This is a genomic window from Bradyrhizobium sp. CCBAU 53340 (assembly GCF_015291645.1).
Classification (GTDB): Bacteria; Pseudomonadota; Alphaproteobacteria; order Rhizobiales; family Xanthobacteraceae; genus Bradyrhizobium.
On the sequence record NZ_CP030055.1, the window covers coordinates 4,090,043 to 4,107,245 of the forward strand.

Sequence of the window (17,203 nt, forward strand, 5' to 3'; positions counted from 1 at the left end):
TCTTTCCGCTGAGGCAGTCTGGATTGCTTCGCTGCGCTCGCAATGACGGTGGTTGTTGGGGCAGCGCGCCCGAAAGCTACGACGCCGCCCGCGACGCGTCCGCCGACAGCCGCGCCAGCAGCGACCGTGCCGTATCCGACGGCGACAGCGAGTCGACCGAGACCACGGGATCGCTGCGCATCTCGTGCTTGCCGTTCGAGGTGTGCTTCATCACCGCCGACAGGCGGCGGGCGATCATATGGGCCGTGCGGAAATCGGTCTCGGCGAATACCACGATGACAGAGCCGTCCTTCTGCGCGGCGCCAAAGTCCATCTGCCGCATCAGGCGGCTGAGGATGCGGGCGGCATCGAGCTGCGCGCGGGGATTGCCGGGATCGAAGGCGAAGCGCGCCACCGAGAGGCCGCCGCCGCGGGCGAGCGTCTCGTCGACCGCCTTGGAAAAATCGCGGGCGAAGGCTTCGACCGTGAGCAGGCCGCTGCGCGGATCGAGCCAGCCGCCGGCATCGATCGAGCGCAGCGTGCGGCTCAATTGCGCTTCCATCGCGTGCTGCCGGATCAGCGGCAGCGCGTTCGCGGCGATCTTCACAGGCTCGCCCGCAATCAGCTCGAGATTGGGCAGGTCGTAGCTCTGGGTGAGCTGATGCGCGGTGACGACCACGGGCAGGTTGCGGAAGCGGGTGTCTTCGGCCAGCACCGTGAGGAAGGCATCGGTGACCCGTGGGGTGAAACCGTCCGAGAGCACGACGCCGTCGATGTCGCGGGTGTTGAGATGCTTGGCGGCGGCCTCGATCGAGAGCGCGCCGACCACGCCGGTGCGTTCGCCGAGCGCGACGGATAGGGCAGGATATGCCGCGCCGCGTCCGATCAAGAGCACGATGGCATCGCGTACCGGATCGCTCTCCGGCAGCGCAACTTTCACCTCCGGCAACCGGCGCAGCACGGTGGCGTGCAGCGTGCGGACGCGGATCGCGGCGCGCAAGCGTGCGATCAGGCGTTCGGCCGCGTTGCCACGGGTCGAGAAGGGCAGCGCGTTGTGGGGCAGCGAGGCTTGCGCATCCAGCGCGACCAGCGGCACGTAAAGCGGTCGATCGGCGATCTTCTTCGCCAGCAGAGCGACATGCGGTTCATGCCCGGCGGACATTGTGGCGAGGACCGCGGCCGGCTGCACCTCTTCGACGGCGCGCGCGGCGTTCGCCCAATCGCTGTCGACGACGGGAAAGAGACGGGCCTCGTCCAGCGCCGCAATGAAGGCGGGACGCTCGGTATTGGAGACAAACAGGATCGGGCCCGCCTGGGACATCAGGAAACTCTGATCACGCAATCGATGCTGCGCAATCTAGTCCGCCCGCCTTAATGCGGCGTCAATGTTCCCCGCGAAACAGCGCCTAGACCGGCCCGGATCGGTCGCGAAAAGCCTCGACCATCAAAGGGTTAAGGCCGAGCTCGTTGAGCGCCTCGCGGGCGCGGGCATTGTCCTGGGCCCGGCCTGCCAGCCGATGGCCTGAGAGCCGGTCGGGCAGGGCCGTCAGCAGTGCGCCTTGGCCGAGCCGGCGCGCCCATTCCTGCAGGTCGTTGGACAGGAAGCGATAGCCGCCGACGGCCATGATGCCGGACGGCGGCGCCGTGATGCAGATCGCGCCGTTGGCGCGGTCGATCCGCGCGGCATAGCCGGTGTCGACATAGTCGCGCGGCGGCTGCGCCGTCAGCGTCTCGCCGACCGGCTGGGGCGGCGCATAGGCCGCGATCGGCACCATCGGGCCACGCAGGCCGAGCGTACCCTTCGGGGTCAGCAGGATCTCGCCGGCGATCGACGAGCCGGCCTGCTCGCGAGGGGCGCCATGCGGGCCCGGCATCACCGCGACGGGCACGCCGTCCTCGCCGCGCCGGACGCCGAACAGCCCGGCCTCGCCGAACAGATAGATATCGGTGAGCGGTGCATGCGGCGCGGTCCAGGCTTCGCTCGCGGCCACCTGCTCCGGCGCGCGCCACAGCCCGACGACGTTCCGCAAGGTCGGCATCCGCCCCGCCAGACCGGAATCGCCGAGCCGCAGCGCGAGCTGGGCCGGTGCGATCAGCACGTCGCATGCGTGCTCGTTGATCTGCTGCTCCAGCACCTCGCTCTCGAACGGATGATGCAGCGCCAGCGTGCCGCCGCAGAGCAGCCACACCGCAAGCGAGGAGGCGAGGCCTGCGAACGACATCGGCGTGAATGCCGACATCACGGTCGCACCCTGCCGGATGTCGGCCTCCAGCGACATTGCAAGCCCGCCCGCGATCAGGCTGAAATGCGGTCGCGGCACCGGGCGGAAACCTTCCGCCGTGACGTCGAAGGAGATCATCGCCGCCTTGCGGCCGTCCTGGATCACGGCGCGCGTGGCGCCCGGCGGGCGCGCCATGACCTCGTCGAGCGAAGCCATGCCTTCGGGCAGATCAGCCCCGAAGCCGAACACGTGGCGGATCGAGAAGGCTTCGGCGGCTGCGTGCATCGCGAGGTCGGCGTAGCTGACGCTGTCGACCTTGCTCATGGTGACGATGGCCCGCGCCGCGGTGCGGTTGAGCGCGGCCGCGAGCTCCGCCTGCCGCCACAGCAGCGGCAGCACCGCGACCACGAGGCCGGCGCGATGGGCGGCGAGCACCGTCAGCACGAACTCGACCGTCGCCGGCAACTGGATCGCGATCACCGAATTGGCCGGCAGGCCCGATTCGACGAAATGGGCCGACAGCGCCTCGATGGCGGTGTCGGCCTCCGCGTAAGTCATTCGCCGCGGTGGGTGGCCGGTGATGCGAGATTTGTTGAGGGGGTCGAGCAGGGCAGGCGCGTGCGGCTGCCGCATCAGCGTCCGCTGGAACAGCGTGTCGAGCGTCGGCGATACGGCTGGCTGGTTCACGGCGTCACTTCGCTGGACTGGCTTGGGGCTCACCCTTCGACCACCAGGTCTCCGGCAAATAGCCTGAGAGCGCGGTGGCCTGTGGTCGTTCTATCCGATTCCAGCGCGCGATCCATTGTTCGGATACGTTAAACAGGGGGATTGTGTAGAAGCCCGCCATCAAGGCGCGGTCGAGCGCCCGGACCGCGTCGACGAAATCCGTATGATCACGGGCCTCCAGCAGGGCCTTGATCATGGCGTCGACCGCGGGATCCCTGGCACCCATGTAGTTGCGGGTGCCCGGATTGTCGGCGGCCGCGCTGCCCCAATAGAAATACTGCTCGTTGCCGGGCGAGAGCGACTGGTCCCAGCGGTTCTGGATCATGTCGAATTCGTAAGACAGCCGGCGCTGGTCGAACTGCACGGGGTCGACCGCGCGTACGCTCACATCGATGCCGGCGCGCTTGAGGTCGCGCTGGAAGGCGAGTGCGATACGCTCCTGGTCGCGGGTCGTCACCAGCATCTCGAAGGTGAAGGGCGCTTTTGTCTGGCGGTTGCGCAGCACGGTGCCGACGAGATCGTAGCCGGCGTCCGACAGCAGCTTGAGCGCCGCGCGCAGCGTATTGCGGTCTCGCCCCGAGCCGTCGGTCACGGGCAGGCGGTAGCTGCCATCCATGATGTCCTGCGGGATCTGCGCGGCGAACGGCTTCAACAGCTCGCGCTCGCGCGCATCCGCGGGGCGCGCATAGGCCGACAAATCGGAGCCGGCGAAATAGCCGGCGACGCGCGAATAGAGCGAGAAGAAGTAGTTGCGGTTGACCAGCTCGAAATCGAACAGCAGCGTCAGCGCCTGGCGCACGCGGATGTCGGCGAATACTGGACGCCTGGTGTTGAACACCAGGAATTCCGAGGGCTGCGGCACGCCGGGCTTGAAGGTGTCGCGGATCACGTCGCCGCTTTTGGCTGCGGGAAAATCGTAGCCATCGTGCCAGCGGAGCGGCTCGTTCTCGACGCGAAAATCATAGAGGCCGCGCTTGAAGGCTTCGAACTGGCCGTTGGCTTCGCGAAAATAATCGAGCCGGATTTCGTCGAAATTGTAGAGGCCGCGATTGATCGGAAGGTCGCGCCCCCAATAATCGGGATTGCGCGTCAGGGTCACGCTGGCGCCCGGCTTCACGGCAGTGACGCGGTACGGGCCCGAGGCGATCGGCCCTGTCAGCGTCGTCTCCTCGAAGGTCGCGACGTCGACCGCGTGCTTGGGCAGGATCGGCATCAGGCCAAGGATCAGCGGCAGTTCGCGGTCGTTGGCGCCGGCAAGGTCGAAGCGGACGGTGAGGGGATCGGGAGCTTCGGCCTTGGCGACTTTGGCGTAATATTGCCGGAGATTGGGGCGGCCGTGGTCGCGCAGGAGCTGCCAGGAGAACAGCACGTCCTCGGCGGTGACTTGCTTGCCGTCGGAGAAGCGGGCGCGGGGATCGAGACGGAACGTGACATAGCTCCGATCGTCATCGGTCTCCACGGTTTTGGCGAGCAGGCCGTAGAGCGTGAACGGCTCGTCCTGGCCGCGCGCCAACAGGCTCTCGACCACGTAAGCGCGGATCGGCTGCACCGCCAATCCCTTCACGATGAACGGATTGAGGCTGTCGAACGTGCCGAGCAGGCCCCAGGTCAGCCGGCCGCCCTTAGGGGCATCAGGATTGGCATAGGGCATATGGGTGAAATCGGCCGGCAACGACGGCTTGCCGTGCATGGCGATCGCATGCGCCTCTTCGGCCGGCGCGGCGGTGACCGACAGCCCGATGGCGAGGGCTACCAAGGCGAGGCGGCAAAGGCGGACGGCACGGCCCTCGAGCAGGCGCTGGAACATGAACATTCGGACACGTTGATTCGAGGGCCGGTGGTTCGGAATCCTATCACAGGGATTTCACTGAGCGCCCGTCCGGATGGGGCCAAAGACGCTTGTCGGCATTGATCTTTCCGTCGACCACGCTAAGAAGGCACCCGATCGCGCAAGAGCGCCGAGCCCGTCACGTATCCGCCTCAATTGACGGGGAGAGAGCCGCGCCCAAGGCGGCTTGGTTCGGCGCTTCGGAGCGGTTCGGGCACTTCCCGTTCAGAAAGGGTTTTCTGCAATGAATTTCCGTTATTTGGCCGCGTCCGTCCGGCCGCGCGGGCGACTCCTCGCCCTGTTGACGGCGACGGCATTGGTCGTCCCGTTTGCCGCTGAGGCCCAGGCTCCGGCCCCGGGCGCGCCTGCGCCAAAGGCTGCCCCGAAAGCCGCTCCGAAGGCTGCCCCCAAAGCTCCGGCTCCTGCGCCGGCTCCCCAGGCCCAGCAGGCCCCGGCCCAGCAGGGCGCTCCGGCGCCACAGGGCGGCCAGCCCGCCGATCAGCAGATTCAGCTGATCTACGCCCCCTGGACCAAGTTCTGCCTCAAGGGCCAGGATGCCAACGCCAAGCAGGTCTGCTTCACCGGCAAGGACGGCCGTATCGAATCGGGCCAGCCGGTCATCGCAGCCGTGATCATCGAGCCGGAAGGCGAGCCGAAGAAGATCCTGCGCGTGACGCTGCCGCTCGGCATGCAGCTCGTGCACGGCACCCGCATCATCGTCGACAACAATCCGCCGCTGCAGAGCCCGTATGTGATCTGCTTCCAGAACGGCTGCATGTCGGACTACGAGGCGACCCCCGAGCTCCTCGCCAACATGAAGAAGGGCCAGAACCTCGTGGTGCAGGCGATCAACGCCAACGGTGCGCCGCTGACCCTGCCGCTGCCGCTCGCGGGCGAGTTCGCCAAGGCCTATGACGGTCCGCCGACCGATCCGAAGCAGTTCGAGGAAACCCAGAAGAAGCTGCAGGAAGAGCTTCAGAAGAAGGCTGAGGAGCTGCAAAAGAAGCAGCAACAGCAGCAGGGCACGCCTCCGGGTGCGCCGGCGGCCGGCCAGAAATAATCGGGCTCAGATCCCGGACATGAAAAAGGCGCTCATCTCGAGCGCTTTTTTTGCTGCCTGCTTGTGAAGCTCAGTTCAGGGAGGGATTGCGCGGACGGTAGCCGCCATCCTTGTTCTTGATGAAGATCTCCGCGACCTGGGAATGCCGGATCGGCTCGCCGGACTCGTCGGGCAACAGGTTCTGCTCGGAGACGTAGGCGACGTACTCGGACTCCGCGTTCTCCGCGAGCAGATGGTAGAACGGCTGATCCTTGTGGGGCCGTACCTCCTCGGGGATCGACAGCCACCATTCCTCGGTGTTGTTGAATTCCGGATCGATGTCGAAGATCACCCCCCGGAACGAGAAGATCCGGTGGCGCACGACCTGTCCGATCTGGAATTTGGCTGTCCGCGCTTTAATCATTCTCCGTCGATAGACCAGGATTGTGGCCGATGCTAGTGCCCTGATCCGGAATTAACCCGCGGCTGCGGGGCAGATAGCTTCCAGGTCTTCAGAAAACACTTCATCAATGGTCGATATCCTCAATCTGGCGCTGCCTTATTTCGGCTTGATCTTCGTCGGTTTTGCTTGCGGCAAGGCCAAGTCGCTGCCGGAATCAGGCCTCGCCTGGATGAACTTCTTCCTGCTCTACGTGTCGCTGCCGGCGCTGCTGTTCGCGATCATGTCGAAGACGCCGTTTTCGGAATTGAACAACCCGCCGTTCCTGGTCGCGACCACGCTGTCCACGGTCGCGGCGTTCACCATCGCGCTGGCGGTCGGCAAGGTGCTTGGTGGGTTGACGCTGCGCGAGGCGACGCTCGCGGGCCTCTCCGGCGGTTACGGCAATATCGGCTACATGGGACCGGGGCTCGCGCTTGCGGTGCTCGGGTCGAAGGCCTCAGCGCCGACCGCGCTGATCTTCTGCTGCGACAGCATCTTCCTGTTCACGATCGTGCCTTTGCTGATCGAACTGTCGGACCGCGACCATCCCTCGATCGTGCATGCCTTCGGCGTCGTGCTGAAGCAGATCGTGCTCAACCCGCTGATCATGTCGGCCTGTTTCGGCGCAGCCGTCGCTGCGCTTCATATCGAACTGCCGGTCGCGCTCGACCGCACGATTACCTTCCTCCAGAACGCGGCTGCGCCAACGGCGCTGTTCGTACTCGGTGTCACCGTGGCATTGCGCCCGTTCGATCGCGTGCCGTGGGAAGTGCCAGGCGTGATCGCGGTCAAGCTCCTGATCCATCCGCTCGCGTCGTTCGGCCTGATGCTGGCGTTCGGTCCGTTCGCGCAGCCTTGGGCCGCCACGGCCATCCTGATGGCCTCGCTGCCGCCGGCCCTGAATGTGTTCGTGATCGCGCGTCAGAACGATGCCTGGATCGAATCCGCGTCCGTCGCCGTGCTGCTCGGCACGTTCGCATCGGTGGTGACGCTGACCAGCGTGATGTGGCTGCTGCAGACGGGCCGGCTGGTGTTTCCGTAAAGGCTGCTTGCGCTATTTACGCCACGTCGGCGTCAGTCCCTCGCGCATGGCAAAACGTCGGAGCGGGCCTATGGCGCCGAGCAGGTGCATGCCGACGGCGCGAACCGGTTGCAGCGGCAGGAAATCGTTGAGCAGCGAGCGGTTGGCAATGTCGATCGCAAATGTCCGGCTCAAAATGTCGGGCCGCCGCGCCCGGTCGTAGCGCTTGAGCACTTCGTCCGCGCCGGGGTCCTGCCCCGATGCGACGGCCTCGCCGGCGAGCCGGGCAATGTCGGCAGCATCCCGCAAGCCGAGATTGAGGCCCTGGGCGCCGATCGGGGGAACCACATGGGCGGCTTCGCCGACCAGCGCGATGCGGTCTTGCGCGAAGGATTGCGGCCGCTCGATCGCCAGCGGGAACAGGTTGCGGCCGGGCGCGACCGTCATGCGGCCGAGGATCGAATGCGACTGTTTCTCGATCGCGGTGGACAGCTCCTCATCGCTCAAGCCACGCAGCCGCTCGGCTTCGGCGGGAGCTGAAACCCAGACGATGCTGGACCGGTCGCCGGGCAGGGGCACGAACACGCAAGGCCCGTGCGGAGTGTGGAACTCGGTCGAGACGTTGCGATGCGGCCTGCTATGGCCGACGTTGAACGTCAGCGCCGTCTGTGCCAGGTCGCGCCGCGTCACCGCAATGCCGGCGGCTTCCCGGCACAGCGAGTGCCGGCCGTCTGCGCCAACCACGAGGCGCGCGGTCAAGAACTGCCCGGAGGCCGTGCGGATCGCGACATCATCGGCTTCGATGACGATGCTCTCGGCCTCGTCGTCGAACCGGACAAGGTTGGGCAACTCGGTGGCGCGTTCTTCCAGCGCCAGCATCAGCGAGCGGTTGTCGATGTTGTAGCCGAACGCATCGAGCCCGATCTCGTGGCAGGAGAACCGGACCTCCGGGGCGCGGAACAGCCTGTTGGTGTCGTCGACGAGGCGCATCACCTCGAGGCCTGCCGCGTTGTCCTTGCAGCGTGACCAGACGTCGAGGCTCTCCAGCAGTTCGACGGAGGCGCCCAATAGCGCGGTGGTCCTGTTGTCGGAGTAGGGCAGGCGCCGAGCGACCAGCGCGGTCCGCGCACCCCGCTGCGCCAGTGCAATTCCCGCCGCGAGGCCGGCCGGTCCGCCGCCGATAACACTTACGTCAAAGAGTGTCGATGCGTCTGTCATGGAACGACATTTGACACGGCCCGCGGCAAATTCAAGTCATCCATTTTGCCTGATTTTATGACTGACAGCGCGGCGCAATGCCGCGACGGCGGATGTGCAAACCGGTCCCGTTCTGGTAGCAGAAGCCATGGATACCCAGATGGACAGCCAAGAGGATTCCCTCAAGCCGAGAGCCGCGATCCGTGCCGCGGCATTCTCGGTGCACATCTTCACCGCCTTCGGCGCGGCGATCGCGCTGCTGGCGATGCTGGAGGCCGTGCGCGAGCACTGGGCCGCGATGTTCGGATGGCTGGGCGTCGCCCTCGTCATCGACGCGATCGACGGGCCGATCGCGCGCCTGCTCGACGTCAAGAACGTGCAGCCGAACTGGTCGGGCGACGTGCTCGATCTCGTGGTCGATTTCGTCACATATGTCTTCGTGCCGGCCTATGCGATCGTGGCGAGCGGCATGCTGCTGCCGGTGGCGGCGCCCGTGCTCGGCATCGCCATCATCGTCACCAGCGCACTCTATTTCGCCGACCTGCGCATGAAGGCGGATGACAATCACTTCCGCGGCTTTCCGGCGCTGTGGAATGCGGCAGCATTCTACCTGTTCCTGCTGCACTGGCCGCCGCTGTCCTCGACGCTGCTGGTTGCCGCGCTGGTGGTGCTGACCTTCGTGCCGTTTCACGTCTTGCATCCGGTTCGCGTCGTGCGGCTACGCTGGCTGACGATGTCGCTGATCGTGCTGTGGGGATTGCTCGGGTTCTACGCGCTGGAGGTGGATTTTCGCGTCGGTTCCGGCGTGACGATTGCGCTCTGTGCCATCGCGCTCTGGATCGTCTTCAGCGACGCGCTGATCCGCCTGGCGAGATCTTTCGGATGATGCATTTGTTGACCAGCCCCGAGGCCTGGGCCGCGCTGCTGACCTTGACGTCGCTCGAGATCGTGCTCGGCATCGACAATGTCATCTTCCTCTCGGTGATCGTCTCGCGCATTCCCGAGAAGCAGGCCCATCGCGCCCGCCAGATTGGCCTGGCGCTGGCACTGGTCTTTCGCATCATCCTGCTCAGTGTGCTGGTCTGGCTGATCGGCCTGACCGCGCCGGTGTTTTCGGCTCGAGGCTACGATTTCTCCTGGCGCGACCTCATCCTGATCGGCGGCGGCCTGTTCCTGATCGCCAAGGCCACGCACGAGATCCACGCCGAGGTCGAGGTCGACGACGGCGAGAAGCAGGAGTCTGCGGGCAGCGCCTTCTTCTGGGTGATCGCCCAGATCGTCGTCATCGACATCGTGTTCTCGCTGGACTCGATCATCACCGCGATCGGCATGGCGCAGGATCTCGAGATCATGATCGCGGCCGTCGTGATCGCCTGCCTGATCATGTACATTTCGTCCGGGCCGGTGGCGCGATTCGTCGTTGAGCATCCGACCACCAAGATGCTGGCATTGGCATTCCTGGTGCTGATCGGCGTTGCCCTGGTTGCGGACGGATTCAAATTCCACATTCCTCGCGGCTACATCTATTTCGCAATTGCGTTCTCGGCGGCGGTGGAATTCTTCAACGTGCTGGCCAGGCGCAATCGCAGGAAAGCCGGCAAGCCGTAACCGTTCCAGCTTGGGGCGAGTTGACAAGGCGGGCGCGATGTCTTTCGCTTCGCCTGGGAGAAGAGGAGGTCAGGTGATGACCAAAGCGGTCCGTGTGCACAAGGTCGGGGGCCCCGAAGCGCTTGTCTATGAGAGCGTCGAGGTGCCGGCGCCTGGCCCCGGCGAGGTGCGCATTCGCCAGCAAGCGGTCGGCCTGAACTTCATCGACGTGTATTATCGCACCGGGCTCTACAAGGCGCCGGGGCTGCCCTTCATTGCCGGCAACGAGGCCTCCGGCGAGGTCGTCGCCGTCGGGCCGGGCGTGACCCATTTCCATCCCGGCGATCGCGTCGCCTATTATCATAATCTCGGCGCCTACACGAGCGAGCGCAACATTCCCTGGGAGAAGCTGGTCAAGCTACCCGACCACATCACCCACGAGCAGGGCGCCGTGCTGATGCTCAAGGGCCTGACCGTCTGGTATCTCCTGCACAAGACCTTCAAGGTCGAGCCGCATCACCGCGTGCTGATCCACGCCGCTGCCGGCGGGATCGGACTGCTTGCCTGCCAATGGGCGAGGGCGCTCGGAGCCCACGTCATCGGCACGGTCGGCTCGCGCGAGAAGGCCGAGCTTGCGGAAGCCAATGGCTGCGACCATGTCATCCTGTACAATGAAGAAGACTTCGTCGCGCGCGTGAAGCAGATCAGCCGCAACGAGGGCTGCGACGTCGTCTATGATGGCGTCGGCAAGGCGACCTTCCCGGGCTCGCTGTCCTGTCTGAAGCCGCGCGGCATGTTTGTCTCGTTCGGCAATGCCTCAGGGCCGGTGCCGCCGTTCTCGATCGCCGAGCTCAACAATCACGGCTCGCTGTTTGCGACGCGACCCAAGCTCAACGATTACATCGGCACCCGCAAGGAGCTGCTGGAGGGGGCCGACACGCTGTTCGCCGCCGTCATCAACGGCAAGCTGCACGTGCCGATCAACCACGCCTATGCGCTGAAGGATGCCGCAAAGGCCCATATCGACCTCGAAAGCCGCAAGACGACGGGAGCGTCGATCTTGAAGCCGTAACTTCTCGGCGTCCGTGTCCCGGACGCTCTGCAGCGTTCTTACGCTGCTGCGCAGAGCCGGGACCCAGATGCGACAAGCAATGCGGAGAGATGGGCCCCGGCTCTGCAGCGCACCGCCGAAGGGGCGCTGCGCTGCGTCCGGGGCACGAGACTAGCGTTACGCCACGCGTCTTGCCGCGCCGGCCTTGGTCAAAATCTCGTCGAGACAGCCGATCATCTCGGCGATCTCTGCCTTCGTGACGTTCAGCGCCGGCATGAAGCGCAAGCTGTCGACCTGCGGTGCGTTCAGCAGCACGCCGGCTTCGAAGGCTTGCGCGACGATCGCGGGCGCGATCGGCAGCTTGAGGTCGAGCGCGAGCAGCAGGCCACGGCCACGTACACCGCCGAGGCCGTGCCGGGCCGAGACCTTCTGCAATTCGCTTTCGAGCAGCAGACCGGTCTCGGTGACCTGTTTCAGGAATTCCGGCTTGCCAACCTCCTCGAGCACGGCAAGACCGGCCGCGCACATCACCGGATTGCCGTTGAACGTGCCGCCCTGGTCGCCGTGCGCGAAGCAGGAGGCGCGTTCGGTCGCAAGCAAGGCTGCGAGCGGCACGCCGCCGCCGATGCCCTTGCCGAGCGTCATGATGTCGGGCGCGATGCCGGTGTGCTCATAGTGGAAGAGTTTTCCGGTCCGGCCCATGCCGGTCTGGATCTCGTCGAAAATGAGCAGCAGGCCGTGCGCCTCGGTCAGCGCACGCAGCTCCTGCAGGAACTGATCGGTTGCCGGCCACACGCCTGACTCGCCCTGGATCGGCTCGAGCATCACCGCGACGGTGTTGCCGCTGATCAGCTTCTCCACCGAGCCGATGTCGTTCAGCTTCGCCTTCTTGAAGCCTGAGACCTTCGGCTCGAACAGCGGCTCGAACGCCTTCTTGCCTGAAGCTGACATCGTCGCCAGCGTCCGGCCATGGAAGCCGCCTTCGAAGCTGATGATCTCGAACGCGCCGTTCCTGTGCAGGCTGCCAAATTTGCGCGCGAGCTTGATCGCGCCCTCATTGGCCTCCGCACCCGAGTTGGCGAAGAACACCTGGTCGAAGGCGCTGTTCTCGACCAGCGCCTGCGCCAGCTTCAGGCTCGGCTCGTTGTAGAAGGCCGGGCTCGGCGTCAGCAGCCGCTTGGCCTGCGCACTCAGCGCGTCGGCGACCACGGACGGGGAGTGGCCGAGGCAGTTCACGGCCCAGCCCTGCACGAAATCGAGATAGCGCTTGCGGCTGTCGTCCCAGAGATACGAGCCGGCGCCGCGGACGAACACGGTCTTGGGCCGTGCGGTGATGTCCATCAGCGCGTCATACGGATGCGTCGTCATGTCGAACTCCTCTGGAGGCGGGTGGAATAGGGGCGCAAAAAGCAGAAAGGCCGCACCTTGCGGGTGCGGCCTTCTCGAAAACCTGGGCTGAATTCAGTGGTTCAGCGGCGGCGTCGGACATGGCGCACCATCTCATCGTCGCGGGCGCGACGACGGAGCATTTCGGTGCGGCGGTTGGTCCGAGCGTTGATCATGGGGCGCGTCCCTACAGCCTAATGGCAGGGCTTGTCAAGCGGGTGTTTTGCGAGATGCCGCGCTGAGCGTGCGTCGCTCAGGCGGAATGAGCCGCTTCTTCTGCGTCCTCGTGTCCCCAGTCCGCGTGCGCAATTGCCGTGTCGATCAGCTCGCCGCGCATCAGCTTGAGCGGCGAATTCCAGTACAGCGCGATGTTGTGGAACGGGTCGGTCAGGACCTTGAAGACCCACACCAGTCCGGTGGTGATGCCGCGCGTGGCGAACAGCTGGAGCATGCGCGCCAGTCCGCCACCAATGCCGATCGCGAGCCAGAGCGTGCCGACGTGGCGGACGAAGTCGAGACGATCGGTTAGGGGAGCAAACAATCCGAACAGCGTCGGATAGGCATAGAGCGCGATCGGCGCGCAGCCCCAGACGAGGAGCAGGATGATCTTGCGGGTCTGATTGTAGCCGACCTTGACCGCTTCCTTGTATTCGTTGCTGACGTCGTTGACGGCGTCATAGCCGTTCGGCTCGAAGAAGAAATGCCCGGTCTGTCGCGTCAGCATCGCGAACCAGCCGACGATCCCGGCGAGCGCCGGGTCCTTCACCAGCAGCGCGTAACAGCCGAGGAAGATGACTGCGCTGACGAGGTGCAGCGTCTGATTGACGGTGCTCTGGTGGTAGAAGCGGTAGTCGTCGAAGCGCTGCGTGCGCAGCATGGTCGAGAGGCGTCTCATCAGAAATCCTCGCTCGCGTTGGAAGCGTGGCGAGAGTTAGGGCGAGTCCATGACCTCCGCGTGAATGCATTATAGTGTCACATTGCGGCGAGAGCAGCGCGAATCGCCCCGTAGTTCCGTCCGGATGCCGATCTCGTCACGGCATCTCATTTGTTGGCTGCGCAGAAACCAACAAGCCTCTAGCGCGTTTGTGATCTCGGAACGCGAATTGGTTCGAACCGGACCTCATCCGGGACAGACCAAGAGGGACGGGACCATCAAGATAGTCTGCAACCTTGTCCGATACGTCATACCCGATCGACCTCGACAGCATTCGCGGCGCATTTCCGCCGGGCATCGAGGCGCCGCCTTTGCTGCTCGATTTTGCCGGCTGGCTGAATGGGCGCCCTTGGGGCAGCGTCGGCTGCTTCTCGCTGCAAGGCCAGTTCTCCGACCAGGCTCCGATCTTCGACGGCAGCCCTTTGCGCGATCGCTTCGCGCTGTTCATGCGCCTGCCGGATGGCTCTGCCGTAGGCGGCTGGTACGGCGCCGGCCTCGACCGCGACGATCCGCCGATCGTCGGGCTCGGCTCGGAAGGCGACTATGAGCTGCTGGCGCCATCCCTCGATGCGCTGCTCGCGAAACTGACGTCGCAGCAATTCGACAAGGCCTGGCACGACCTGCGGCCGCACGACGAAGTCGAGTCTCAGACAAGCGAGCTGGCGCAGTGGCTGGCCCGACGGCCGCCCGGCGAGCCTGTTGTGTGCGAGGACGGCGGATCGGAGCTGCCCGACTTCCGCGGCTTCGTTGAGAAGTGGAGCCGGGACCGCGAGGAATACTGGGCCAATCACCGCCTGATGGCCGAACTCGGCTGGCGGCTGGCCGCGCATCTGCCCAAGGGCAAGAACGCCTGGGACAAGACCCATTTCGAGATCGCCATCGTCGGCAAGCAATACCAGGCGCGCGTGCTGTCGCGCGGGCCGCAGCCGTTCGAGGAAGCCGCCTCGATCGAATCCCTGCTGCGCGACCTGCGCGAGGAGATGCGCCGCGCCCAGCCCGAGCTCGGGCTGTGGTATGCGATGAAATTCGGCCTCTATGCCGACGGCCGCGTCATGCCGAATTTCGAGTACGACGCCCGCCCGACCATCGACGGCGAGCCGGCGCTGCTCACTGAGGCCAAGGCCGATCTCGCCCGCGCACCAAGGCCGGAGCGCTGGGTGCCGAAATGGCTGGCGTGACTGCATCCACGTCGTCATTGCGAGCGTAGCGAAGCAATCCAGAATCCCTCCGCGGGGAGAGCCTGGATTGCTTCGCTACGCTCGCAATGACGGAGGCCCTCAGAACCCCGCGACGCTGCCGTGCAGATCGTATTGATCCGCACGCTCGATCTTCGCAGTGACAATCTCGCCGACGCGCAAGGGGCGACGGCTCGATAGGTACACCGCGCCGTCGATCTCCGGCGCATCGGCCTTGGAGCGCCCCTTGGCGACGGTCGGTCCGACCTCGTCGATGATGATCTGCTGGCGCGTGCCGACCTTCCGCTTCAGGCGGCGTGCGGAAATCTTCTGCTGGCGTGCCATGAGCGCATTGTAGCGCTCCTGCTTGACCTCTTCCGGCACGGGATTGGCGATCGCATTCGACGTCGCGCCCGCAACCGGCTCGTATTTGAAGCAGCCGAGGCGATCGATCTCGGCCTCATCCAGCCAGTCGAGCAGATAGGCGAAGTCGGAATCGGTCTCGCCGGGGAAGCCGACGATGAAAGTCGAGCGCAGCGCAAGGTCAGGGCATTCCTCGCGCCAGCGCTTGATACGCGCCAAGGTCTTGTCCTGCGCTGCCGGGCGCTTCATCGCCTTCAGCACCTCGGGGCTCGCATGCTGGAACGGAATGTCCAGGTACGGCAGCACCTTGCCCTCGTTCATCAGCGCGATGACTTCGTCGACATGCGGGTAGGGGTAGACATATTGCAGCCGGACCCAGGCCCCGAGCTCGCCGAGCTCGCGCGCGAGATCCAGAAATTTCGCGCGGACCTGGCGGTCCTTCCACGGGCTCTCGGCATATTTGAGATCGACGCCATAGGCCGAAGTGTCTTGCGAGATGACCAGCAGTTCCTTCACGCCCGCGCCGACCAGGCGCTCGGCCTCGCGCAGCACGTCGTTGGCCGGACGCGAGACGAGGTCGCCGCGCAGTTTCGGGATGATGCAGAACGTGCAGCGGTTGTTGCAGCCCTCGGAGATCTTCAAATAGGCGTAGTGGCGCGGCGTCAGCTTGATACCCTGCGGCGGCACCAAGTCGAGATGCGGATTGTGCGCCGGCGGCAGCGCGCGATGCACGGCATTGAGCACGCTCTCGTACTGCTGCGGTCCCGTGATCGAGAGCACGCCGGGATAGGCCTGCTCGATCTGCTCGGGCTCGGCGCCCATGCAGCCCGTCACGATCACCTTGCCGTTCTCGGCCATGGCATCGCCGATCGCCGAGAGCGATTCCTGCTTGGCGCTGTCGAGGAAGCCACAGGTGTTGACGATGACGATGTCGGCGCCGTCATGCTTGCGGGCGAGCTCGTAGCCCTCCGCGCGCAGGCGCGTGATGATGCGCTCGGAATCCACCAATGCCTTGGGGCAGCCGAGTGACGTGAATGAAATGCGCGGCGCTCTTTCCATGTATCGCCTGGGACCTACATCTGAATTGTTCGGATTTGGGATCCAAGTAATTGATCTGATAGAAAAATTCAACCGCTACATCTGCCAGCGGACGCGATAGGCTTGGACTTCCGCCTTTGGGCGTCTGCAGCTCCTACCTTGGTCCCATTTACCCGGTTCCAATACCTGCTCTGAATACGAACCCGTCCCTCTGACCATCCATGTTGTTCTTGAGGTTGGTGCGCCAGAATCGGACGTGAACAATTCCAGGGAGGTGTCTGTGGCCCCGCGTTCCGTGGTCTTTGTAGCGGCACACCTGGCATTCCTCGCGGGATCTCACGCACTCGCGGCGCAATCGGACGAGTTCAAGCTTGTTACGCCGCCGCTCAGCATATCCAGGGACATCTTACGGCCGCCTGCCGCGACCTTGCCGGTCCCGGCGGGATATACGAGGGATGACATTCTGCACGGCGACCGCGTGTTTCACGGGGAAGCCGCGAACGGGCAGTGCAGCGTCTGTCACGGTGCGGACGGGAAGGGAACACCGAATGGCAACGACCTGACTGTCGGTATGTTCGTTTGGAGCGACGGCAGTGTCAGAGAGCTGAAGCGCACGATCTTGCACAACATGGCCGTGGCCCCCGGAATGGACGGCGACCTGAAGCCAGAGGATGTTGATGCAGTCGCAGCCTATGTCTGGGCCATCAGTCATCCGCCCGAGTGAGGATTGGCCGTATCATTTTTGCTTCACGGCAAAAGGACCTCGCTGCTTCCTGCGACCACCAGAACGACAAGATCCGCTCGCTGCTGCTGCTCGGTCTGTCTTTGCATCCGAAAGCAGATCCCTCGCCTTGACGAGCGCACGCCTTAACGACAGCTTTGCGGCATTTCCTTTGGAAGTGAACGGCTCAGTGGGACGAGCATGCGTGGCCGGAGTCCAATCGTGAGATTACCCCTCAAGGCCATCGGAGCGAAGGTATGGGTCCGATGCGCCTCAGGCTGGGCTGTGGCCGCTCCACTTGCTTGCTCTTTGAAGGCGAGGAGGACCACGTCCAGCTTTGGGCGTGGGAGCGCGGCATGCCGGTAGCGATCAGCAAGATCCCCGAGCTCCACAGATTCAAGCGGGTCGCCACCGGCGCTAGTCCTAATGGCGGTCAATTACAACCCTTTGCAGGGCGTTTCGGCATGCTATGGATGAATCACCTGCCGTGAGTG

At 64.8% G+C, this 17,203-nt stretch carries 16 protein-coding genes; 8 read left to right on the forward strand and 8 right to left on the reverse strand.

The window, feature by feature from the left end:
- Window positions 1-76: 76 nt before the first annotated feature.
- From XH89_RS19440 to XH89_RS19450, 3 genes are all read right to left on the reverse strand, one after another.
- Complete coding sequence (locus XH89_RS19440) at window positions 77-1,300, reverse strand: GGDEF domain-containing protein (protein ID WP_194462072.1); 1,224 nt, start codon at window positions 1,298-1,300, stop codon at window positions 77-79.
- Between the two features lie 85 nt (window positions 1,301-1,385).
- The gene (locus XH89_RS19445; protein ID WP_194462073.1) at window positions 1,386-2,888 is read right to left on the reverse strand and encodes a class I adenylate-forming enzyme family protein; all 1,503 of its coding nucleotides are present in this window, start codon (window positions 2,886-2,888) and stop codon (window positions 1,386-1,388) included.
- A 4-nt stretch (window positions 2,889-2,892) separates the two neighbouring features.
- A complete protein-coding gene (locus XH89_RS19450) occupies window positions 2,893-4,740 on the reverse strand; it encodes an extracellular solute-binding protein (protein ID WP_194462074.1) in 1,848 nt (615 codons plus the stop codon).
- 259 nt (window positions 4,741-4,999) lie between these two features.
- On the opposite strand from XH89_RS19450, the gene XH89_RS19455 reads away from it, so the two are divergent.
- Complete coding sequence (locus XH89_RS19455) at window positions 5,000-5,815, forward strand: invasion associated locus B family protein (RefSeq protein WP_194462075.1); 816 nt, start codon at window positions 5,000-5,002, stop codon at window positions 5,813-5,815.
- A 70-nt stretch (window positions 5,816-5,885) separates the two neighbouring features.
- Here the strand turns inward: XH89_RS19455 and hspQ are convergent, their stop codons facing one another.
- Window positions 5,886-6,218 (reverse strand): heat shock protein HspQ, encoded by a 333-nt coding sequence (gene hspQ / locus XH89_RS19460; protein ID WP_018317973.1) that lies wholly within the window; start codon window positions 6,216-6,218, stop codon window positions 5,886-5,888.
- 106 nt (window positions 6,219-6,324) lie between these two features.
- On the opposite strand from hspQ, the gene XH89_RS19465 reads away from it, so the two are divergent.
- Complete coding sequence (locus XH89_RS19465; protein ID WP_194462076.1) at window positions 6,325-7,278, forward strand: AEC family transporter; 954 nt, start codon at window positions 6,325-6,327, stop codon at window positions 7,276-7,278.
- 12 nt (window positions 7,279-7,290) lie between these two features.
- On the opposite strand, the gene XH89_RS19470 is transcribed toward XH89_RS19465, so the two are convergent.
- Window positions 7,291-8,475, reverse strand: coding sequence for a UbiH/UbiF family hydroxylase (locus tag XH89_RS19470; protein ID WP_194462077.1), 1,185 nt, complete (start codon window positions 8,473-8,475; stop codon window positions 7,291-7,293).
- 139 nt (window positions 8,476-8,614) lie between these two features.
- On the opposite strand from XH89_RS19470, the gene pcsA reads away from it, so the two are divergent.
- The 3 genes from pcsA to XH89_RS19485 all read left to right on the forward strand — a co-directional run bounded on the left by pcsA (window position 8,615) and on the right by XH89_RS19485 (window position 11,113).
- Window positions 8,615-9,340, forward strand: a complete 726-nt coding sequence (gene pcsA / locus XH89_RS19475; RefSeq protein ID WP_246767561.1) for a phosphatidylcholine synthase — start codon at window positions 8,615-8,617, stop codon at window positions 9,338-9,340.
- Window positions 9,337-10,062 carry a TerC family protein gene (locus tag XH89_RS19480; RefSeq protein WP_194462079.1) on the forward strand — a complete coding sequence of 242 codons (726 nt, stop codon included), beginning with the start codon at window positions 9,337-9,339 and terminating at the stop codon, window positions 10,060-10,062. Before pcsA ends, XH89_RS19480 begins: the two co-directional genes overlap by 4 nt.
- 76 nt (window positions 10,063-10,138) lie before the next feature.
- Complete coding sequence (locus XH89_RS19485; protein WP_194462080.1) at window positions 10,139-11,113, forward strand: quinone oxidoreductase; 975 nt, start codon at window positions 10,139-10,141, stop codon at window positions 11,111-11,113.
- 156 nt (window positions 11,114-11,269) lie between these two features.
- Here the strand turns inward: XH89_RS19485 and XH89_RS19490 are convergent, their stop codons facing one another.
- Both XH89_RS19490 and XH89_RS19495 read right to left on the reverse strand, forming a co-directional pair.
- Window positions 11,270-12,460 (reverse strand): acetylornithine transaminase, encoded by a 1,191-nt coding sequence (locus XH89_RS19490; RefSeq protein WP_194462081.1) that lies wholly within the window; start codon window positions 12,458-12,460, stop codon window positions 11,270-11,272.
- Window positions 12,461-12,731: 271 nt separating this feature from the next.
- Window positions 12,732-13,373, reverse strand: coding sequence for a hypothetical protein (locus XH89_RS19495; RefSeq protein ID WP_194462082.1), 642 nt, complete (start codon window positions 13,371-13,373; stop codon window positions 12,732-12,734).
- Between the two features lie 275 nt (window positions 13,374-13,648).
- On the opposite strand from XH89_RS19495, the gene XH89_RS19500 reads away from it, so the two are divergent.
- A complete protein-coding gene (locus tag XH89_RS19500; protein ID WP_194462083.1) occupies window positions 13,649-14,590 on the forward strand; it encodes a hypothetical protein in 942 nt (313 codons plus the stop codon).
- 99 nt (window positions 14,591-14,689) lie between these two features.
- Here XH89_RS19500 and rimO read toward each other — a convergent pair whose 3' ends face one another.
- A complete protein-coding gene (gene rimO / locus XH89_RS19505; protein ID WP_194462084.1) occupies window positions 14,690-16,009 on the reverse strand; it encodes a 30S ribosomal protein S12 methylthiotransferase RimO in 1,320 nt (439 codons plus the stop codon).
- A gap of 235 nt (window positions 16,010-16,244) precedes the next feature.
- Between rimO and XH89_RS19510 the strand changes: the two genes are divergently transcribed.
- Window positions 16,245-16,712 carry a cytochrome c gene (locus tag XH89_RS19510; protein ID WP_194462085.1) on the forward strand — a complete coding sequence of 156 codons (468 nt, stop codon included), beginning with the start codon at window positions 16,245-16,247 and terminating at the stop codon, window positions 16,710-16,712.
- 353 nt (window positions 16,713-17,065) lie between these two features.
- Window positions 17,066-17,200 (forward strand): hypothetical protein, encoded by a 135-nt coding sequence (locus tag XH89_RS41850; RefSeq protein ID WP_256439949.1) that lies wholly within the window; start codon window positions 17,066-17,068, stop codon window positions 17,198-17,200.
- Window positions 17,201-17,203 lie beyond the last annotated feature (3 nt).